The sequence below is a fragment of the Paenibacillus sp. EKM301P genome (assembly GCF_011800295.1).
GTDB classification, from domain to species: Bacteria; Bacillota; Bacilli; order Paenibacillales; family Paenibacillaceae; genus Paenibacillus; species Paenibacillus polymyxa.
Window position 1 is genome coordinate 12,028 of the sequence record NZ_JAALFM010000022.1, and the last position, 20,562, is coordinate 32,589.

At 49.1% G+C, this 20,562-nt stretch carries 20 protein-coding genes; 14 read left to right on the forward strand and 6 right to left on the reverse strand.

Annotation, left to right across the window (positions count from 1 at the left end; all coding sequences use genetic code 11):
- From purQ to purF, 3 genes are read left to right on the forward strand one after another with little or no spacing between them, the layout of a single operon-like run.
- Positions 1–690 (forward strand): phosphoribosylformylglycinamidine synthase subunit PurQ, encoded by a 690-nt coding sequence (gene purQ / locus HFD99_RS24290; protein ID WP_016819768.1) that lies wholly within the window; start codon positions 1–3, stop codon positions 688–690.
- A complete protein-coding gene (gene purL, locus HFD99_RS24295) occupies positions 668–2,911 on the forward strand; it encodes a phosphoribosylformylglycinamidine synthase subunit PurL (RefSeq protein ID WP_031462892.1) in 2,244 nt (747 codons plus the stop codon). Before purQ ends, purL begins: the two co-directional genes overlap by 23 nt.
- Entirely contained in the window at positions 2,896–4,377 is a 1,482-nt protein-coding gene (gene purF / locus HFD99_RS24300) for an amidophosphoribosyltransferase (RefSeq protein WP_017426172.1), read from the forward strand. Before purL ends, purF begins: the two co-directional genes overlap by 16 nt.
- A gap of 278 nt (positions 4,378–4,655) precedes the next feature.
- On the opposite strand, the gene HFD99_RS24305 is transcribed toward purF, so the two are convergent.
- Complete coding sequence (locus tag HFD99_RS24305; RefSeq protein WP_123796793.1) at positions 4,656–4,889, reverse strand: hypothetical protein; 234 nt, start codon at positions 4,887–4,889, stop codon at positions 4,656–4,658.
- A 204-nt stretch (positions 4,890–5,093) separates the two neighbouring features.
- On the opposite strand from HFD99_RS24305, the gene purM reads away from it, so the two are divergent.
- The 9 genes from purM (at position 5,094) to HFD99_RS24350 (ending at position 13,483) form a co-directional block, all read left to right on the forward strand.
- Complete coding sequence (gene purM, locus HFD99_RS24310; protein WP_019686171.1) at positions 5,094–6,134, forward strand: phosphoribosylformylglycinamidine cyclo-ligase; 1,041 nt, start codon at positions 5,094–5,096, stop codon at positions 6,132–6,134.
- Positions 6,134–6,748, forward strand: a complete 615-nt coding sequence (purN, locus tag HFD99_RS24315) for a phosphoribosylglycinamide formyltransferase (RefSeq protein WP_123796794.1) — start codon at positions 6,134–6,136, stop codon at positions 6,746–6,748. The genes purM and purN overlap by 1 nt, the downstream gene beginning before the upstream one ends.
- Positions 6,749–6,878: 130 nt before the next feature.
- Positions 6,879–8,423, forward strand: coding sequence for a bifunctional phosphoribosylaminoimidazolecarboxamide formyltransferase/IMP cyclohydrolase (purH, locus tag HFD99_RS24320; RefSeq protein WP_016819773.1), 1,545 nt, complete (start codon positions 6,879–6,881; stop codon positions 8,421–8,423).
- Between the two features lie 63 nt (positions 8,424–8,486).
- Positions 8,487–9,752 (forward strand): phosphoribosylamine--glycine ligase, encoded by a 1,266-nt coding sequence (purD, locus tag HFD99_RS24325; RefSeq protein WP_045244214.1) that lies wholly within the window; start codon positions 8,487–8,489, stop codon positions 9,750–9,752.
- Positions 9,753–9,876: 124 nt separating this feature from the next.
- Positions 9,877–10,554 (forward strand): TetR/AcrR family transcriptional regulator, encoded by a 678-nt coding sequence (locus HFD99_RS24330; RefSeq protein WP_123796795.1) that lies wholly within the window; start codon positions 9,877–9,879, stop codon positions 10,552–10,554.
- Positions 10,555–10,653: 99 nt separating this feature from the next.
- Complete coding sequence (locus HFD99_RS24335; protein ID WP_017426177.1) at positions 10,654–11,511, forward strand: transporter substrate-binding domain-containing protein; 858 nt, start codon at positions 10,654–10,656, stop codon at positions 11,509–11,511.
- 85 nt (positions 11,512–11,596) lie between these two features.
- Positions 11,597–12,244, forward strand: a complete 648-nt coding sequence (locus HFD99_RS24340; protein ID WP_016819779.1) for an amino acid ABC transporter permease — start codon at positions 11,597–11,599, stop codon at positions 12,242–12,244.
- A gap of 14 nt (positions 12,245–12,258) precedes the next feature.
- Positions 12,259–13,008, forward strand: coding sequence for an amino acid ABC transporter ATP-binding protein (locus HFD99_RS24345; RefSeq protein WP_016819780.1), 750 nt, complete (start codon positions 12,259–12,261; stop codon positions 13,006–13,008).
- Positions 13,009–13,057: 49 nt separating this feature from the next.
- Positions 13,058–13,483, forward strand: coding sequence for an OsmC family protein (locus tag HFD99_RS24350; RefSeq protein WP_013369486.1), 426 nt, complete (start codon positions 13,058–13,060; stop codon positions 13,481–13,483).
- Between the two features lie 174 nt (positions 13,484–13,657).
- On the opposite strand, the gene HFD99_RS24355 is transcribed toward HFD99_RS24350, so the two are convergent.
- The 5 genes from HFD99_RS24355 to HFD99_RS24375 form a co-directional block, all read right to left on the reverse strand.
- Entirely contained in the window at positions 13,658–14,635 is a 978-nt protein-coding gene (locus tag HFD99_RS24355) for a FecCD family ABC transporter permease (protein WP_123796796.1), read from the reverse strand.
- Entirely contained in the window at positions 14,632–15,636 is a 1,005-nt protein-coding gene (locus tag HFD99_RS24360) for a FecCD family ABC transporter permease (protein WP_017426180.1), read from the reverse strand. The genes HFD99_RS24355 and HFD99_RS24360 overlap by 4 nt, the downstream gene beginning before the upstream one ends.
- A complete protein-coding gene (locus tag HFD99_RS24365; protein WP_016819783.1) occupies positions 15,633–16,613 on the reverse strand; it encodes an ABC transporter substrate-binding protein in 981 nt (326 codons plus the stop codon). Before HFD99_RS24365 ends, HFD99_RS24360 begins: the two co-directional genes overlap by 4 nt.
- A gap of 204 nt (positions 16,614–16,817) precedes the next feature.
- A complete protein-coding gene (locus tag HFD99_RS24370; protein WP_031462898.1) occupies positions 16,818–17,546 on the reverse strand; it encodes a response regulator in 729 nt (242 codons plus the stop codon).
- Positions 17,539–19,212 carry an ATP-binding protein gene (locus HFD99_RS24375; protein ID WP_123796797.1) on the reverse strand — a complete coding sequence of 558 codons (1,674 nt, stop codon included), beginning with the start codon at positions 19,210–19,212 and terminating at the stop codon, positions 17,539–17,541. The genes HFD99_RS24370 and HFD99_RS24375 overlap by 8 nt, the downstream gene beginning before the upstream one ends.
- A gap of 161 nt (positions 19,213–19,373) precedes the next feature.
- Here HFD99_RS24375 and HFD99_RS24380 point away from each other — a divergent pair, with 161 nt between their 5' ends.
- On the forward strand, positions 19,374–19,667 hold the full coding sequence (locus HFD99_RS24380; RefSeq protein ID WP_017426184.1) for a putative quinol monooxygenase: 294 nt from the start codon (positions 19,374–19,376) through the stop codon (positions 19,665–19,667).
- Positions 19,668–19,712: 45 nt separating this feature from the next.
- Positions 19,713–20,537 carry an aldo/keto reductase gene (locus HFD99_RS24385; protein ID WP_016819787.1) on the forward strand — a complete coding sequence of 275 codons (825 nt, stop codon included), beginning with the start codon at positions 19,713–19,715 and terminating at the stop codon, positions 20,535–20,537.
- Positions 20,538–20,562: the final 25 nt, after the last annotated feature.

Consider the following 20,562-nt stretch of genomic DNA (forward strand, 5'->3'; position numbering starts at 1 on the left):
ATGAAATTTGCAGTTCTGGTTTTTCCGGGCTCCAACTGTGATATTGACTGCTATAAGGCGATAGAGGACACGGTCGGTGAACCTGTCGATTATGTTTGGCATACGGCAACGGATCTGTCACCTTACGATTGTATTCTTGTTCCGGGAGGCTTCTCCTACGGGGATTATCTGCGGTGTGGTGCGATTTCCCGGTTTGCTCCAGTGATGAAGGAAGTAGCCAAAGCGGCTGCCGAGGGCAAATATATTTTGGGGATTTGCAACGGTTTTCAAATTTTGACCGAAGCCGGGCTGTTGCCAGGAGCTTTGCGCCGTAATCTGTCGATGAAATTCCTTTGCCGTGATACGGTGTTGCAGGTTGCGAATAACCAAACGCCTTTTACAAGAGATTATGCTGCTGGTGAAGAGATCATTATTCCGATCGCACATGGTGAAGGCAACTATTACTGTGATGATGAGACGCTGGCTCGTTTGCAGGCGAACAATCAGATCGTATTTACGTATAAAGATAATCCCAATGGTTCCATGACGGATATTGCAGGGATTTGTAATGAACAAGGTAACGTGCTGGGCATGATGCCCCACCCGGAACGCGCGGTGGACGCATTGCTTGGAACGGATGACGGCAAACGTATGTTTACATCTATTTTGAATGCTTGGAGGGATCGTCATGGCGCAGCAAGTGTCCGCTAAGGAACCGACGGCAGAGCAGGTTGCCGAACATAAACTGTATCAGCAGATGGGTGTGTCGGACAGTGAATATGCGCTGATCTGCGAATTCATGGGGCGTCAGCCGAATTATACGGAGATTGGCGTGTTCAGTGTTATGTGGTCAGAGCATTGTGCTTACAAAAACTCCAAGCCGTTGCTGAGACGTTTCCCGACGAGCGGACCGCGAGTTCTGATGGGACCCGGTGAAGGAGCAGGGATTGTTGATATTGGAGACAATCAAGCGGTTGTATTTAAAATCGAAAGTCATAACCATCCATCCGCTGTAGAGCCTTTCCAAGGGGCAGCAACTGGGGTAGGCGGCATCATCCGTGATATTTTTTCCATGGGCGCAAGACCTGTTGCCGTTTTGAACTCGCTGCGTTTTGGCAAGCTGGAGAGCGACCGTGTGAAATATTTGTTCGAGCATGTGGTATCGGGTATTGCGGGCTACGGGAACTGTATCGGTATTCCGACCGTGGGTGGAGAGGTTGTATTTGACGAAAGCTACGAAGGCAATCCGCTGGTTAATGCAATGTGTGTTGGACTGATTGACCATGATAAAATCCAACGTGGTGTGGCAAAAGGGGTTGGTAACCCGGTGTTCTACGTAGGCCCACCAACAGGACGTGACGGGATTCATGGAGCAACTTTCGCATCCGTTGAGCTGACAGAGGAATCCGAAGCGAATCGGACTGCGGTTCAAGTAGGCGACCCATTCATGGAAAAGCTGGTTATGGAATCATGTCTGGAACTGATCGACAGCGGTATTGTACTGGGTATTCAGGATATGGGCGCAGCGGGACTTACCTGCTCCAGTGCTGAAATGGCAAGCAAGGCGGGCAACGGGCTTGAGCTGTACCTGGATCAGGTACCGCAGCGTGAAGAGGGCATGACACCTTATGAAATGATGCTGTCTGAATCACAGGAGCGTATGTTGTTCGTTGTTGAGCCTAAGGATGAAGCACAGGCGCTTGAAATTTTCGAGCGTTGGGGCGTCATTTGTGCCAAGGTCGGTAAAGTGACGGATGACGGTCGTTTGCGTTTGTTCCATCACGGTGAAGTGGTGGGTGATATGCCAGTGACGGCGCTGGTTGACGAGTGTCCGATCTATGACAAGCCTTCCGAAGTCCCTGCTTATTATGAGCAAAATGCTGCGATTGACACACTTCGGTATGCAGAAGTAACGGACTTGAACGGCGCGCTGAAAAAGGTGCTATCTTCACCAAGTGTAGCTAGCAAGAAATGGGTATACGAGCAATATGATTACATGGTTCGCACCAGTACGGCCGTTCGTCCGGGTTCGGATGCAGCTGTAGTGACCGTACGTGGCACCCGCAAGGGACTTGCAATGACTACGGACTGTAACGGACGTTATGTATATCTGGACCCTGAGGTAGGTGGACGGATTGCAGTCAGCGAAGCAGCTCGAAACATTGTATGCTCCGGCGGAGAGCCTTTAGCGATTACGGACAATCTGAACTTTGGTAACCCTGAAAAACCGGATATTTTCTGGCAAATGGAAAAAGCCGTAGACGGTATGGCAGAAGCTTGCCGTGTACTGGATACACCTGTTATCGGGGGCAACGTTAGCTTGTACAACGAAAATGCCAAAGGTTCGATCTATCCGACGCCTGTAGTCGGAATGGTCGGTCTGGTACATGATACAGATCATATTACGACACAAGGCTTCAAAGCCGAAGGCGATGTCATTTTCCTAGTGGGAGAGACGAAAGCTGAGCTAGGAGGCAGTGAGTTCCAGGCTATCGTGCACGGTGTATCCGAGGGACGTCCGCCTGAGCTCGATTTGAATGTAGAGAAAAAACTGCTGACTGCGGTACTAGGAGCGATTCAGGCCGGATTGGTACAATCCGCACATGATCTGGCAGAGGGCGGTTTGGCTGTAGCACTTGCCGAATCTGGAATTAGCGGCGGATTGGGAGCGCAGGTTAACGTAGAAACGTCTTTGCGCCCTGACCATGCTTTATTCAGCGAAAGTCAATCCCGCATTTTGTTATCTGCATCACCGGATAAAGCGTCTGCTCTGGAAGCACATCTGCGTGGACTGGAAGTACCAGTTACCGTATTGGGAAAAGTTGAAGGATCACAATTGACAGTTGAGGTGAACGGACAACCCGCTTTGAACGAGGCAGTCGCCAGTTTGAAGCAAATCTGGGAGGATGTCATTCCATGTCTGATGAAATAACAGCACGGACGTTGTGGACTGGAGATTATTATAATGAAGGCTCAGGTAAAGAGGGGCTGTTTGATAAATTAAAAGAGGAATGCGGCGTATTCGGGGTGTACAGACACTCCGATGCCGCTTCCCTAGCCTATTACGGCTTGCACGCGCTTCAGCATCGTGGTGAAGAAAGTGCAGGGATCTGTGTGAGCAGTGGCGACGAATTCCATTATCATCGTGGAATGGGACTTGTCAAAGAAGTATTTAATAAAGACTTAATGGCTTCGTTGACAGGCGATATTGCCATAGGACATGTGCGCTATTCGACAAGTGGAGACAGTAAGCTGACGAATGCACAGCCTTTGGTGTTCAAGTATCGTGATGGTGATTTGGCGGTAGCGACGAACGGAAATATCGTAAATGCTTTGCAAATTCGGCATGAACTGGAGCAGGGTGGGTCTATTTTTCAAACAACCAGCGATACCGAAGTAGTAGCACATTTGATCGCTCGGTCGTCCAAGGATTTAGTGGAGGCTGCCAAGGATGCATTAAAGCGTATTGTCGGTGGGTTTGCTTTCCTTATTATGACCAATGACAAGCTGCTTGTGGCTTCTGATCCCAATGGCTTGCGTCCATTGACGATGGGCAGATTGGGCGATGCTTATTTGTTTGCATCCGAGTCTTGTGCCTTGGAAACCATTGGTGCAGAACTGTTGCGCGATATCGAGCCAGGTGAACTGCTAGTTCTGGATAAAAACGGACTGCACGAAGACCGTTATACGGAAGATAAGCAGCGTAAAGCGCTGTGTGCGATGGAGTATATTTATTTTGCTCGTCCTGACAGTGACTTGAATGGTTCTAATCTTCATGCAGCACGCAAACGAATGGGCAGCCAGATGGCGCTAGAGGCTTTTGTCGATGCAGATTTGGTTACCGGTGTACCGGATTCCAGCATATCGGCTGCAATTGGTTATGCAGAGCAAACAGGTATTCCCTATGAGCTGGGCATGATTAAAAATAAATACACTGGACGTACCTTTATTCAACCGAGTCAGGAACTGCGCGAGCAGGGTGTGAAAATGAAGCTGAGCGCCGTACGCCGTGTTGTTGAAGGTAAACGGGTCATTATGATCGACGACTCTATCGTTCGGGGCACCACATCTCGTCGAATCGTAAATATGCTGCGGGATGCGGGCGCGTTGGAAGTACATGTACGAATTACCTCACCGCCTTTCAAAAATCCGTGCTTCTACGGTATCGACACGCCGGACCGTCGGGAACTGATCGCTTCGTCCAAAACCGTGGAGGAAATTCGGCAAGAGATTAACGCCGATTCGCTCTATTTTATGAGCGCCGAGGGATTGATTGCCGCGGTAGGCGGACATAACGAACAGGATTACAAGGGCGGTTTGTGCCTGGCTTGTTTCGATAATGATTATCCGACACAGGTAGATTTTAAAGGCGAAGAAAAGTTCGGGTGTAGTTGTTAATATAGGGAACAAAAGAGGTACAGAGGTGCATGGAGGCATGGGATGGCGGTTCTGAGGGGACCACTCCGCGTGTGCAAGGTTCTTACGATCGCTGTTGCCGCGAGATTCCGGGATTGAAATAACCCCTTACAGGGTAGGAATTCATCGGCAAAGGCGAACGCTTTCGCTTCTCCATAATCCTTCCACCCGCTGCGTTCCTCAGGTGTTCAGCATTTTGCAGCAGTGCCTGTACCTCTTCTGTTCCCACCGGGAAGAGGTTAGGTAAGGCCGTTAAAAACTCATGGCATAACTATTTCATGCCATGAGTTTTTAACAGGCGGCTTGTAAAGCCGCCTGTGAGCCAGCGAAGCCAGGCTCAGGCAGCAGGCAGGGCGGAAGCTGCCTGCCTCAAGGGCCAAAGAAGTAAGCCGCCCGTTGGCGCTGCTCACTTCTTTGGCCGGGCACGTTCCCGCCTTTGCGAAGCAAACAGTCCGGGACGTGCCCCCGCCGCCGTCACTACCAAAGGCGGCCACGCATCAAAGCGTGTCCTTGTGAATTGCGGGAAGACCCGCAACTCACAATGGAAAACACGCGACGCTCATTACGAACCACCACCAAGCAGCACCCAATCCTACGCATCTGACCGACTCTTGAGGGGTCCAGGGGGAGCAGCCCCATGGAATCCTCCCTGCTAGGGAGGACTTAGGAGGGTCAATCATTTGAAGGAGTGTTCATGAATGTCCGAAGCATACAAAAACGCAGGGGTAGATATCGCTGCCGGTAATGAAGCAGTAGAACGGATGAAAAAGCACGTTAAACGTACCTTCCGTCCGGAAGTGCTCACGGACTTGGGCGGATTCGGTGCGTTGTTCGGCCTGAATAAAGATAAGTATGAAGAGCCTGTACTCGTTTCCGGTACCGATGGTGTCGGCACGAAGCTGAAGCTTGCCTTTGCAATGGATCGTCATGACACCATTGGCATTGATGCAGTTGCGATGTGCGTAAACGATATTGTCGTCGGAGGTGCAGAACCTCTCTTTTTTCTAGATTACCTTGCTTGTGACAAGGTTGTGCCCGAGAAGATTGAAGCTATAGTCGCTGGAATCGCAGAGGGCTGCCATCAGTCAGGGTGTGCGTTGGTCGGCGGCGAAACCGCAGAAATGCCGGGGATGTACAGTGAGGGCGAATATGATATTGCTGGATTCACCGTAGGGATTGTAGATAAGAGCAAAATCATTAACGGTAGTTCTATTGCTCCTGGAGATACCGTAATCGGGCTGGCTTCCAGCGGTGTTCACAGTAATGGCTTTTCACTGGTTCGCAAGCTGTTATTGGAACAGCAAGGCTATGATTTGCATGATGAAATTGAAGGCTTGAACGGCAAGCTGGGTGATGTACTGCTGGAGCCTACGAAAATTTATGTGAAATCTGTGCTGGCGTTGCTGGACAAGGTAAAAGTTAAAGGCATGGCGCATATCACGGGTGGCGGTTTTATTGAAAATATCCCTAGAGTATTACCGGATCACGTCAATGTAGATATACAATACGGCACATGGCCAATTCTGCCGATCTTCCAGCTCATGCAGGAAAAGGGCGAAATCTCTAACAAAGACATGTTCACTACCTTCAATATGGGGATTGGAATGGTGATCGTTGTTGAGGCAGAGCACGCACAGACTGCATTGGAAGTTCTGAAGGAACAGGGTGAAGCTGCGTATGTGATCGGAAAAGTAACGGAAGGCAGCTCGATCGTGACCTTTACGGGAGCCGAGGTATAATGGGCAATTACCGGATTGCTGTTTTTGCATCAGGCGAAGGGACGAACTTTCAGGCTTTGGTGGATGCGGCCGCACGGGGTGAACTGGGCGGCGCCTCGGTAGAACTACTTATCAGTGACAAGCCTGCGGCTCCGGCTGTAGCTAGAGCACAGAAAGCTGGAATTGCCTGTCATACTTTTCGCCCTAAGGAATATCCTGCCCGAGAAGACTATGAGCGTGAATTGGTGGCTTTGCTGGAGCAGAAATCGATTGACCTCATCGTGTTAGCAGGCTATATGCGTTTGCTATCCAGTGTCATGGTTGATGCCTACGCTGGGAAAATCATCAATATTCATCCGTCGCTGCTTCCGGCATTTCCAGGAAAGGATGCTGTTGGGCAGGCATTGGCCTATGGAGTCAAGGTAAGTGGAGTCACCGTCCATTTTGTGGACGGCGGGATGGACACTGGTGCGATTATTGCCCAACGTGTCGTAGAAGTTCACGATCATGATACAGCGGAATCCTTATCCGCAGCCATTCAATCCGTGGAACGTCAGCTATATCCAGAGGTAGTGGTTAGACTGGCTCAAGGCAAAATCCAATTGAATGGCCGCAAGGTGAGCTCACTTCTCTAAAGATAACTGTAATTTGTCATATCATTGTCATAACAAGGATACTGTACAGGCATTTTCCGATATTTCTCGGGAAATAAATTGATAGAAGAGAAATTTGCAAAATTCTGAAAGAGCTAAAGGAGGAGACAGGGTGAGTATTAAAAGAGCGCTCGTCAGCGTATCAGATAAACGGGGAATCGTGGAGTTTTGTCGCGAGTTGTCCAAATTGGGTGTGGAGATCGTTTCGACAGGGGGAACGAGCAGCTTGCTGTCGAAGGAGGGCATTCCTGTCATCGGTATTTCAGAGGTAACGGGATTTCCAGAAATTATGGATGGACGTGTTAAAACACTCCACCCTGCGGTACACAGCGGTTTGCTGGCTGTTCGGGATAATGAAGAGCATCAGCGCCAGATGAAGGAGCTTGGATTGGATTATATCGATCTGGTCGTTGTGAACCTGTATCCTTTTGCGGAAACGATCGCCAAACCCGGTGTAACCTATGAAGACGCGATTGAAAATATTGACATCGGCGGACCAACAATGCTTCGTTCTGCGGCAAAAAACCATGCTTTTGTTAGTGTAGTGGTCGATGCGGATGACTATAGCACTGTACTGGAGGAAATACGTAAGGATGGCGACACGGAGCTAAATACTCGTAAGCGTTTGGCTGCAAAAGTGTTCCGTCATACGGCGTCATACGACGCTTTGATTTCCGATTACTTGTCGAATGTGACAGGTGATCCTCTGCCTGAGCGTTACACTGTAACCTATGAAAAAATTCAGGATTTGCGTTATGGCGAAAATCCCCATCAACAGGCGGCATTTTATCGTGAGCCTTTGGCGGCCAAGGGTACACTAACAACAGCGAAGCAACTTCACGGTAAAGAGTTGTCTTACAATAATATCAATGATGCGAATGCAGCTCTGCAAATCGTCAAAGAATTCAGCGAGCCGACAGTAGTTGCAGTTAAGCATATGAATCCTTGCGGTGTGGGAATTGGCGGCAGTATTTATGAAGCGTACAGCAAAGCTTACGCAGCAGATCCAACCTCGATTTTTGGCGGCATTGTCGCGGCTAACCGGATTATTGACGGCGATACAGCAAATAAGCTGAGTGAAATCTTTTTGGAAATTGTATTGGCACCGGGCTTCACGAAAGAAGCATTGGAGATTTTAACGAAAAAGAAAAATATCCGTTTGCTTGATCTGGGTGAGCTTTCCCCATCTGAGGCGAAGAGCCGTTTCGTCGTGACTTCCATTGAAGGCGGCATGGTTGTTCAGCAAAATGACGTTCATGCTGTGGACCCGGATGCACTTACGGTTGTAACAGAGCGTACGCCATCCGAGGAGGAACTGAAACAACTTTTGTTTAGCTGGAAAGTAGTTAAACATGTGAAATCCAACGCTATCGTACTGGCGGCAGATAATATGACTATTGGCGTAGGCGCAGGACAAATGAACCGTGTCGGAGCAGCCAAGATTGCGATCGAGCAGGCCGGTGACAAAGCAAAAGGTGCCGTATTGGCATCGGATGCATTTTTTCCGATGGGCGATACGCTGGAGTTGGCAGCTAAAGCAGGCATTACAGCAGTCATTCAGCCGGGCGGTTCCATTAAAGATGAAGAATCTATCAAGGTTGCTAACGAATATGGCATTGCTATGGTCTTTACAGGCGTACGTCATTTCAAGCACTAAGTTGTGTGAGTGGTGAAGGCAGCACACCTGAACGATCATAATGGGGCGGGAGGAATCACCTGAATGGATATTTTGGTTATCGGAGGGGGCGGCCGCGAACATGCAATTGTGTGGGCGCTGAAGAAAAGCCCCAAGGCCGGACAAATCTATTGTGCGCCAGGTAATGCTGGCATCGGACAATTAGCGGAGTGTGTGCCGATTCCGGTGAGTGAGTTTGACGCGCTGACAGAACTGGCGGAATCCAAAAAAGTCGGACTTGTCGTAGTGGGCCCCGATGATCCACTGGCAGACGGCATTGTGGATGCCTTTGAAGCGAAGGGCATTCCAGTATTCGGACCGCGTAAAAATGCAGCGGAAATTGAAGGCAGTAAAATCTTCATGAAGGATTTGCTGCACAAATATCAAATTCCGACAGCAACTTACCGCAAGTTTTATACCTATGAGGAAGCACATGCCTACTTGAAGGAACAGCCTATTCCGGTGGTCATTAAGGCCGACGGATTGGCAGCAGGCAAAGGCGTGACAGTTGCTTACTCGATGGAGGAAGCGGAAAAGGCGCTGTCCGATATTATGGTAGCGAAGGTTTTTGGAGAAGCGGGTGCACAGGTCGTGATTGAGGAGTTCCTTGCTGGACAGGAAATGTCGATTCTCTCCTTTGTGGATGGTGAAACGGTTCGTCCAATGGCAGCGGCCCAAGATCACAAGCCGGTTTTTGACGGTGACAAAGGACCGAACACAGGTGGCATGGGAACGTATTCCCCGTTGCCTCACATAGCCAATTCCATTATTGAGGAAGCCATTGAGACGATTATTAAGCCGACGGCCAAGGCTATGGTTGCTGAAGGACGCCCGTTCCGTGGTGTGTTATTTGCTGGACTGATGATTTCGCCGGACGGCAAGCCGAAGACCATTGAGTTTAATGCACGTTTTGGTGATCCAGAAACACAAGTTGTATTGCCTCGTCTAAAATCCGACCTGCTCGATATTTTTCTCGCTGCTGTGAACGGCACACTGGATCAGGTGGAGATCGAGTGGAAGGATGAAGCTGCGGTGTGTGTGGTGCTGGCATCCGGGGGTTATCCTGCAGCCTACGCCAAAGGGATACCTATCCAAGGATTGGATCAGGCAGATGAAGCCATCGTATTCCATGCCGGCACAGATATCAACGAACAGGGTGAGTGGGTAACGAACGGCGGACGCGTATTAGGCGTGGTTGGTTTGGGACGTGACATTGCCGAGGCACGGGACAAAGCTTACGAGCAGGCGGCTCGTATTACCTTTGAAGGCAAGCAAAACCGTACAGACATTGCGGCAAAAGCGTTGCTATAACAGCAATATATAGGATAAGAGGACCTCTGCGGAGGTTCTCTTTTTTCGTTTGACAAAAGTATACTTATCCTATAGGATTAAAAATACAAAACTGACTGACTGATCAATCGGGAGGAGGAAACCCATGCAGCCACGCAAGACGAAGCAATCCAAAACCCTTTCGAATGACTCACCTGTTGATCACGGGGGAGAAGAAACAGACCGCAGGACTCAGCTTCTTCACATTGCGTTAAAGCGGTTTGCTGAGCAGGGTTACCACCAAACGAAGATTTCAGATATTGTGGTGGAGGCAGGAGTAGCTCAAGGCACATTTTATTGGCATTTTAAAAGTAAAGAGGCTCTGGCGCTGGAGATTATCGCAACAGGCCGTGAACAACTTTTGTCAGCGATCGGGCAGGGGTATCGCCGTGATGCAGGAACGCTGGCTGATATGGTCAAGGCATCGGAAGCGCTGTTTGTTCGGCTATTTCATTTTGCATTGGAGAACCGTTATCTGATGGGTTTGCTGCTGATCGGCAGTGGTGTCGATGAACCCGTACGGCAGAGTATCCGTGAGACCAGGACTGCAATGGAGCTTGCATTCAGGCGCAATATGGAGAGAGCGATCGAGCTGAACATGTTGCCTGCCGAATTAGATGTCGAATTAAGGGCAGCACTACTCATGAGCATGATCGAAGGGATCATTATACGCTGGTTATTCGGTTCGGAGGGAACACATGACCACATCAAGCAGGTATCCGCTACAAGATTGGCAGAAGAGGCTGCTAATTTTGAATTTTACGGACTATTAGGTCAAAGCTAGACGGTCAACATCGCATGAATGAGTAGTATGCAACAAATAATATAGCCAAATTACACATACAAACTTAAACATTTACATCTAGACAGGAGAGAACGATACATGAAAACACGTAAAAAAGGATTCTTGGTGACCACACTCATGGCTCTGGCATTGTTCAGCCTTGTGCTGAGCGCTTGCGGTACCAAACAGGAAGCTTCCAATACCGGAACTGGAACGGGCAGCAATAATGAAGCAGCCGCCAATCAGCTCGAAGCCATCAAGAAGGCCGGTGTAATGAAGGTAGGCATGATGGGCACTTACCCACCGTACAATTTCTTGAACGACAACAAGGAGTTGGACGGGTTTGATGTGGATATTGCCAAAGAGTTGGCGAAACGGATTGGAGTAAAAGCGGAATTCACGGCCCAAGAATTTTCGGGATTGATTCCAAGTCTGCAAAAGAAAAAATTCGATGCAGTGGTTAGCCAGGTTGCGATTACAGAGGATCGCAAGAAGGCCATTGACTTCACAGATCCCTATATCACCAATAATGTGAATATTATCGTGAATAGCAAAACAAATGACATTACGAAGTTGGAAGACTTTAAAGGCAAAACCATTGGTGTCGGCTTGGGGACAAATGATGAATCTTATCTGCGCAACGAAGTGCTGCCAAAGGTAGGCGATTTTGAGATCAAAACATATGATGATGTCATTACTTCATTGAAGGATCTAAACTCTGGTCGTATTGATGCAACCATTAACAATCTATATGCTCTCAAACCCATTATCGACAAAAACGGGTTCCAAATTAAAGCCGTAGGCGAGCCGATTAAATCAGACCTAGCAGCTGTAGCCATTAACCAGAAAACTCCTGAGCTCAAGGAAGCCTTGAACAAGGCTCTGAAGGAAATGAAGGAAGACGGCACTTACAAAACAATTTTCAAAAAATGGTTTGGCGAGGAGCCAAAAGAATAACGTAAGCCTGTTACAGGCGTCTGGCTCCAGTCTTGGCTTTTATGCTGACATGGGGCCACTCGTCTGAAAGAAGGGAATATAATTGATGCTAGAATTAATGTGGGAGAACGTCCCTTTTTTATTGAAGGGCGCTTATTATACGCTGTATATAACGATTGTTTCTATGCTGTTTGGTTTAATTATTGGTTTGATTGTTGCTGTAGCGCGCTTGAAGGGGAATCGACCTGTTCGGTGGCTGGCTCGTATGTATGTATCGATCATCCGGGGAACGCCGGTTTTGGTGCAGATTGCGGTCATTTATTATGGTCTGGATGACTACGGAATATCTTTCGGATCGTTAACGGCTGCTTGTCTCGCGCTTAGTATTAATACAGGGGCGTACTTATCGGAGACGTTCCGTGGAGCTATTTTAGCCGTACCACAGGGACAGACCGAGGCTGCTTATGCGACGGGAATGTCGCCTGGTCAAACGATGTGGCGTATCATTCTTCCACAGGCGTTGCGCATTGCAATTGCACCGATGGGGAATACGTTCGTGGGTATGCTTAAAGAAACGTCGCTTGTGTCGGTTATCGGGGTTAGTGAATTGATGCGACAGGCACAGCTTTTACAGGCGCAGTATTTGCGCTACATGCCGTTTCTGCTCGAAATTGCTCTGATGTACTGGATTATGAGCATTGGATTCTCCGCTATACTGGAGCGGGTGGAAAAGCGTCTGGCTCGAGCTTATTAAGGTGGAGATGATAGATGATGATAACAACAAACGGATTAGGTAAACGATTCGGACAGGTAGAGGTTCTGAAAAGCATTGATTTTCAGGTTGCCGCTCGTGAAATCGTCGTATTGCTCGGTCCCAGCGGCTCAGGTAAAAGTACCCTGCTGCGTTGCCTGAACGGACTGGAAGAGTTGTCTTCTGGCAAGTTTGAGGTGAACGGGATTGAGGTTAATGCTATGGCTCCTGTTCGTGCCCGCCAAGCAGCCATTCGTGATATTCGCAAGCAGACGGGGATGGTGTTCCAGCAATTCAATCTGTATCCGCACAAAACAGCTATCGGCAATGTCATTGAAGGACTGCTGACAGTTAAGAAAATGCCGCGCGACAAGGCTATGTCTATCGGACAACAGCTGCTGAAGCGGGTGGGGTTACTGGATAAGCAGGATGTACATCCATCTCGTCTGTCCGGTGGACAGCAGCAACGGGTAGCTATTGCACGTGCACTGGCGATGGACCCGGCGATTATGCTGTTCGATGAGCCTACATCGGCGCTTGATCCAGAACTGGTGGGTGAAGTGCTGGGAGTTATGCGGGAGTTGGCTCAAGACGGAATGACGATGGTCGTCGTGACTCATGAAATGAAATTTGCCCGCGAGGTGGCCGACAAGGTTGTATTTATGGCAGATGGAATCATTGTGGAAGAGGCTGCGCCACAGGCATTTTTTGATGCTCCCCAGCATGAGAGGACACAAAAGTTTTTGCGTCAAATTAGCGAGTTTTAAGTTAGAGGATGAATCATAGATTATTAAGATGGAAAGAAGGCAATTGATTATGAAAGTATCTACTACTTGGCACGGCAAACGCGCATTTACATCGGAAGGACCATCCGGTTATTCCGTAGGGATGGATGCTACGGCGGCTTATGGCGGCGATGGTAAAGGGATGACACCGATGGAACTGCTGCTTGCAGGTCTGGCGGGATGTATCGGTATTGATATTACGATGATTTTGGATCGTTTTTTGTCAGACATTCAGCGAATTGATATTGATGCAGAAGGTACACGCAAGGAGCAAATGCCAACAGGATTTACAGCAATTGATCTGACGTTCCACGTAGATGGAGATATTCCAGATTACCGCGTATGGAAAGCGATTCAGATGGGTAAGGAAAAATATTGTGCAGTATCTGATTCCCTAAAAGCGGAAATTCGGATGCACCTCATTTTGAATGGAACAGAAGTACCCTATCCAGCGTAAGTGTTGAGGGGTGAGGAGAGTCAGCCTGTGTTATATACAGGAGGGCTCTCTTTTTTTATGTTGTCTGACAACATGACACTTCATGAAATCTTGTGTACGAAGTGCATACAGAGTTACTGAACAAAGAATTCGTTTAGAAAAGATATTAATCAGCGGATCGGTCTACAGGTTTCCTTATCCGCTGCTTTTTTGTTTGCGTTCCCGTAGCAAGAGATACAGGAAATAGGGCGCGCCAATTACGGCTGTCACGATGCCGGCGGGGATTTCGAGCGGCGGCTTCAGCCCCCGTCCGAGCGCATCGGCAAGGACGAGGATCAGGGCACCGATCATGGCTGCGCCGGGCAATAGATAGCGGTGGCGATTACCAAACAATCGCCGTGCCAGATGTGGTGCCAGCAGCCCTATAAAGCCGATGGAGCCGATGGCAGCGACACAGGCAGCAGCTAAGGCCACAGATACGGCCAGCAGTCCTGTGCGCATACGCTTCACGCTAAGTCCCAAACCAGCGGAGCTTTCCTCATCCAGACTCATAATATCCAGCTTGCGTTGTAGCGTATAGGCGAGCGGCAGCAATACAATTAACCATGGCAAAAGCCCATATACTTCATCCCAGCCTTTGCCCCACAAGCTTCCAGCTAGCCAAGTCAGCGTATCGCTGGCTTCGAGTGGATATTTGACCAGAATATAATCGGTCGCAGCCTGGAAGATAGCACCTACCGCCAGCCCGGTTAAGGCTAGCATATTAGGACGCATGCCTCCCCTCATCGAAAGCTGTACGAGCAGTAGTGCAGCTAACCCGGCACCGACAAAGGCAGCGACAGGCAGCAGCGCCACCGGGGATGAGGGGAGCAGCACGATGACGAGAACCGCAGCAAAGCCGGCTCCCTTGGATACACCCACCACATCCGGCGAAGCCAGTGGGTTGCGAATCATGCCTTGCAGTAGCACGCCGGCTACAGCAAGACCAGCACCGGCCATGATGGCCAGCAGGTCACGAGGCAGTCGATAATGGTGAACGATGAACCAGGAAGAGGCATTTCGGTTAGTCAGCGCCGTGATCAGCTCAGCGGGCGTAATGTAGGTGCCGCCCACGCCGATAGCTATAAAGGAAACACCGATCATTATCACGAGTAAAATCCACAGTTTTTTCATCGTGAAGCCCTCCCGTTCTTGTGCGCCAGGTATAAAAAGAAGGGCGCGCCCACCAGCGCAGTTACGATACCAACGGGCGATTCATAAGGAAAGGCAATAAATCGTCCAAGCACGTCCGCATATGTCAGCAGCAGAGCTCCGCAGATTGCAGACAGGGGGATGACCCGTTTGTAATTGTCGCCTGTAAATACCTTAATGATATTCGGCACCATCAGACCCACAAAGCCGATGGCCCCGGCTACCGCTACAGCAGAGCCTGCCAGCATAATAACTGAAACTGAGGCCAGCAAGCGGACAAGACGTACGTTTTGCCCCAGTCCCTGTGCGACCTCTGTACCGAGGCTAAGCACAGATAGCGAGGGGGCCAGCGCCAGTGCAAGGATCATACCGACGGCGAACCATGGCAGCACCAGACGCGTGTCGGCCCAAGTAGACCCGTCGATGGCGCCAGCGAGCCAATACAGTACATCGGATATTTGCTCGTTGAACACGAGCAGTCCCTGAGTGACAGAGGCCAGCAGCAGATGCACAGCCATCCCGGCAAGAGCCAGCTTGACTGGCGTCATGCCCGCCGTTCCGGCCAGCGCATATACGAAGGAGCCACCTGCGATCGCTCCGGCAAAAGCAAAATAAATGCTGCCGGACGACCCGATATTGGGCAGCAGCACGACCGACAGGACGACAGCCAGCGAAGCGCCAGAGCTGACCCCAAATACCTGTGGCGAAGCCAGCGGGTTGCGTGTGATGGCCTGCATCAGCGCTCCGGCCACGGCAAGCCCGGCGCCGACGATCAGACCAATGACGGCACGTGGCAGGCGTATCGTCAAGATAATGAGCTGATCCTTGGACGGATGCTCGGTGAATAGTGCAGTCAGCATGGTGGGGATGTCCATCCTGACTGGGCCAATCGCCACGCTCAGCAATAGTCCAGCCAGCAGCGCGAATAGAAGTGCAAAGAAGACCGGCTTATTTAGCCGGTCGCGTAAGGCTTGTCCGATCAACGGGAGCCGTCTCCTTTAGTTTGCGCGGGATACAGAAGCGAAATCGCTTGCTCCAGTATTTTCTCGGCAGAGCCGAGTCCACGGTACCGGGTCCACAGTGCCCGGTTTACTTCGTAAACTTCCCCTTTTTTCACGGCCGTAATGTTTTGCCATAACGGATTTTGCTTCCATTCTGCAAGCAGCTTCTCATCGGCTTCCACTAAGAAGATCACGTCCGGATCAGCTTGTGCAATCTGCTCCAGTGTCAGCTTGACTGTAGGCTCGCTTGTATTTTGAAGGGCATTGTGGATGCCTGCTTGCTCCAGCAGTTGTCCATCAAAAGATGAAGCGCCGTGAGCCGATAGTGAATCAGAACGAAATACCCCAAGCAATACGCTACGTGACTCACCAGCTTGGATGCCTTCTTTCAGCTTTGCCATTGTGGCTTTATGTGCTGCGAGAATTTGCTCACCCTTTTCCTTCTCACCCAACGCGTCAGCGATAACGCCGAAGGATGCCAGGTTTTGCTCATAAGAGGAATTGCGGCTCTTTAGAACAATGGTAGGAGCAATCTCACTTAGTTCTTTGTAAATGCTCTTATGACGGTTCAGATCAGCAATAATCAAATCGGGCTTCAAAGAGCTGATCGTTTCCAGGTTCGGCTGTTTGCGTGTGCCGACAGGTGTAAAGTCGATTCTTTTGCCAAGCAGCCCATCGATATCATCATCATTTTCCTGAGCTATGCCGACAGGCATCACGCCCAGTTGGGTAGCAGCATCGACAAAAGAGAATTCCAACGTCACGATTCTTTTGGGTTTGCCTGTAACTTTGGTTTCTCCCATCTCATGTTTGATCGTTCGAGTGTCGCCTGTGGTTTGAGGTGCTGCTGCGTTATTATTTTGTGATTGGCCTCCACATCCCGCCATAACGGCTGTCAGTAGTACCAGAATCGCTGCAAGCAGCACGCCTGTGCGTAGTGGCTGTTTCGGTGTTGCCATATGTTGTCCCCCGTTCCAAATATGCTTACCAGAGAAACTGATAATCATTATCAATTAACTAACTGTTGACCATTCTAGCAACCGGGAAAGGGGACGTAAATAATGTGATCATTTAAACCGTTTTAGCCTATTATGAGAATTAAGTTCATTAAAATCACAAGCGAGATGAGAGGATGGAAGAGACCAGACGTATGAATTGGTGGTTTATGCATTTTCCTGCCGTCTGCGGTAGATACGCTCCGGTCTGCCGACAGTTCCGTATACCTGATCGTGGTGAGCATCGCCACTTTCCACTAAATATTCCAGATACCTTCTGGCGGTAGATCGGCTCATACCTAGCTCAATTCCCACTGTACCCGTAGTTACCTCACCTCGTCGGTTCAGGAGATCAAGCACCTTTTCGCAAGTGACTTTATCAATGCCTTTGGCCCATAGCTCTCCTACTCCGTTACCCGTCATCCGACCCGTGCCCGCGCTTTGAAGCAGACGGTCAATTTCCGATTGCTCCACCGTAGAGTGTTCTTCTTGCCATGTTGTGACTTGGCGGCGGAAACGAGCATATTCCTCTAAGGTCGCCCGCAATCTCTCGAATACGAGCGGCTTTACGATAAAATCAAATACGCCTGCTCGAACCGCTTGTACCACAGTTTCAGCTTCTTTGGCGGCAGTCAGCATAATGACATCTGTAGCTGGATAGTGTTGCTTGATGAACGATAGCAGGGTTAGACCATTCGTATCGGGAAAATAAACATCCAGCACGGCTAAAGACGGTCGCAATACATCCAGTTGAAGCTTTGCCTCAAATTCGTTCGTTGCTATTGCACATACGGTGAACCCGTCCACCTTTTCAATAAATCGTCGGTTAATCTCCGCAATTCGCGGATCATCTTCAATAATAAGAACCTCAATGTCCGATAATACCCGCTCATTCATGGCCGTAACCTCCTTTTACATCATGATTCGTGTCTGTTCTAATTAAAGGAATGTATACTTCAAAAATGCTACCTCCACCAGGCCGTTCATGTACTTTTATGGAGCCACTCATTCGTTCGGTGTACTCCTGCACGAGAGCAAGGCCATATCCGTGTCCTGCCTCTGCTTTAGTTGATGCTCCCTTAACGAACAGTTTTTCCTGGATATCCTCCGAAATACCCGATCCATTATCCATAACTTCGACGACGATGGCTTCAGTCATTTCTTCAAGCCGGAACCAGACCTGTCCGTCAGGTATAGAGCCTATTGCAACTGCTTCCATAGCATTGTCCAGCAGGTTTCCGGCAATGGTAGCAAGAAGCGACCACTCCAACGCAGGAGACGGGGTTGTAAATGCTCCTTTTATATATGAATGGAGTACAATCCCTTTTTCCAACGCCTGTTTTTTCTTGCTGATCAGCAGGCTGGCGATGATTGAATCGGGTGAAAGAGAAGACGAAACGGAACTATGTACACGATACTCTTCCGATTCCTGAGTAATAAAGTCCACTGCTTCGTCATAACACTCCAACTGAATCAGGCCGGATATGAGATATAGCCGATTGGTATATTCATGTGTTTGTGATCGTAACACGTCCGCATAATCCTTGACCTCTGTCAACTGCCGCGTCATGCGAAGCAGCTCTGTTTTGTCACGCAGGCTGGCAACGGTGCCTAGCATTCGTCCGAATCGATCCTTGATCGGTACACGGCTGACGACTACGACTCGTTGTTGGATCTCAATTTCCTCATTGAATACGTTTTGTTCCTGATCCGGCTTCATGCTAGGATTCTTTTCGATAAAATCTGTAGCAAGTACATCTGCCAGCTGATATGCCGCGCCCGCCAAATGACGAAGCTCGCATCCATAGAGGCTAGTTTCCGGAGGAAGACCAAGCAAACGGACGGCTTGTGGATTGGCAAGTGTGACTTGTCCACTGCTATTAACCGCGATAATCCCTTCACCTATGGATTCGAGAATGGCTTGCTTTTCCTGATACAAACGTCCAATCTCCACTGGCTCCAGCCCATGCAGTTCGTGCCTTACCCGTCGTGCTATAACCAGACTTCCTAATATGCCGATCATTAGCGCGCCTACCATGAACCACAGCCATGTATATGTGTATGTACGAATATTTTGCGCCACATCTGTCATCAGGAAACCTACAGAAACGAGTCCGATTGCTCGGCCTTGTTCATCATAGACTGCGGTTTTGGCTCGCAGTGACGGTCCGAGAGAGCCAGTGGATTCCGTAATAAAGGACTGCCCTTGCAGCACCTTATTATTCAGCGGGTCCATCATAGGCTGCCCGATGCGTTCCGGGTTAACATGCCATTGCCGAATGAGATGACGATCTGCAATCGTAATAAAATCAGCGCCGGTGCTGGCTTGGACAGGTTTCACTGCTTCGTTGATCCGAACACGTAATTGCGTCGTGTCGGTCTGTTCTAGAGCATCCCTGACCTGTGCATCTACCGCAAGCGTATTGGCCACAGTCAGTGCCCTTTTCCCAATCTCTTCGTACAAGGCGGAGGTAATCATATAACGAAGGGATAATCCCAACAGCCCGGTAACGACTAGCACTAAAAGGGATATGAATACCATTAATTTTGTCTGAAAACGCACATGCCTTCACCGCCATTAAACAAAATATAGGAGCAGTTGATCAGCGGATAAACACCCCAATATGAATCATTTTACTGTATTCCAGAAACGACCGCACTTTTAATCTATCGAAAGAATGGTCTATAATAGAAATAGTTACATAATACGAGGAGGGAAATATTATGATTATTATTCATGCCGATATGAAAGTTTTACCAGAAAAGAGAGAGACCTTTTTGCAACAAACCCAAGGGTTGATCAGCGCATCACAAGCTGAAGAAGGCAATGTACGCTATACGTTAATGCAGGATTTGAATGATCCCAACGCATTTACGATGGTTGAAGAGTGGAAGGATGCTGCTGCTGTAGATTTCCATAACAAGTCTGCCCATTTCCAGGCATTTGTTGCTGCAGCTAAAGAATTGTTGGCTGCTCCGCTTGAAGTGAATGCTTTTCAGGATGCGACTAAACTGTAATCATCCCGTTGGATAATTTATAACTAGGAATAGGAGGAGATAGACATGGGGAATATTGCGGATACAGCTTTACTAAATAACGGAGTTCAGATGCCTTGGCTTGGTTTTGGTACATACAAGGCGGAAGGCAATGAGGTTTACGAAGCAGTCAAAACAGCTATTAAGGTCGGTTACCGTCACATTGATACCGCGGCGATCTACGGCAATGAGGAACTGGTCGGACAAGCCATTCGTGACAGTGGAGCGGACAGAGACAATCTGTTTGTGACCACTAAGCTATGGAATCAAGATCAGGGCTACGATTCAACACTGCGTGCTTTCGAGGAAAGCCGCAAGCGGTTGGGCCTGGATATCATTGATCTGTACCTTATCCATTGGCCTGGCAAGGACAAGTACAAGGAAACTTGGAAGGCGTTCGAACGGCTGTATGAAGAAGGAAGCGTACGCGCGATTGGAGTAAGCAACTTCCAAATTCACCATCTCGAAGACCTCCTGAAAGACAGTAATATTGTACCTGTCATTAATCAGGTAGAGCTTCACCCGCGTCTGACTCAGCAGGAGCTGCATCAATACTGCCGGGAACACCAGATCCAGCTTGAATCGTGGAGTCCTCTGATGAAGGGGAAACTGACGGAGCAGCCAGATATCGTTGAGATTGCTGCCAAATACGGCAAAACGACTTCTCAGGTTATTTTGCGTTGGCATCTGGATCGGGGAATTGTAACGATTCCCAAATCGGTTACCGCGCATCGTATCCGCGAGAATGCCGATTTGTTCGATTTTGAACTGACGACTGAGGATATTGACCGAATTAATGGTCTTCATCTGGATGAGCGTGTGGGTACTCATCCCGATAAGCTGTTGTTCTAATGGAATATGTAGATGTACAAAGAAC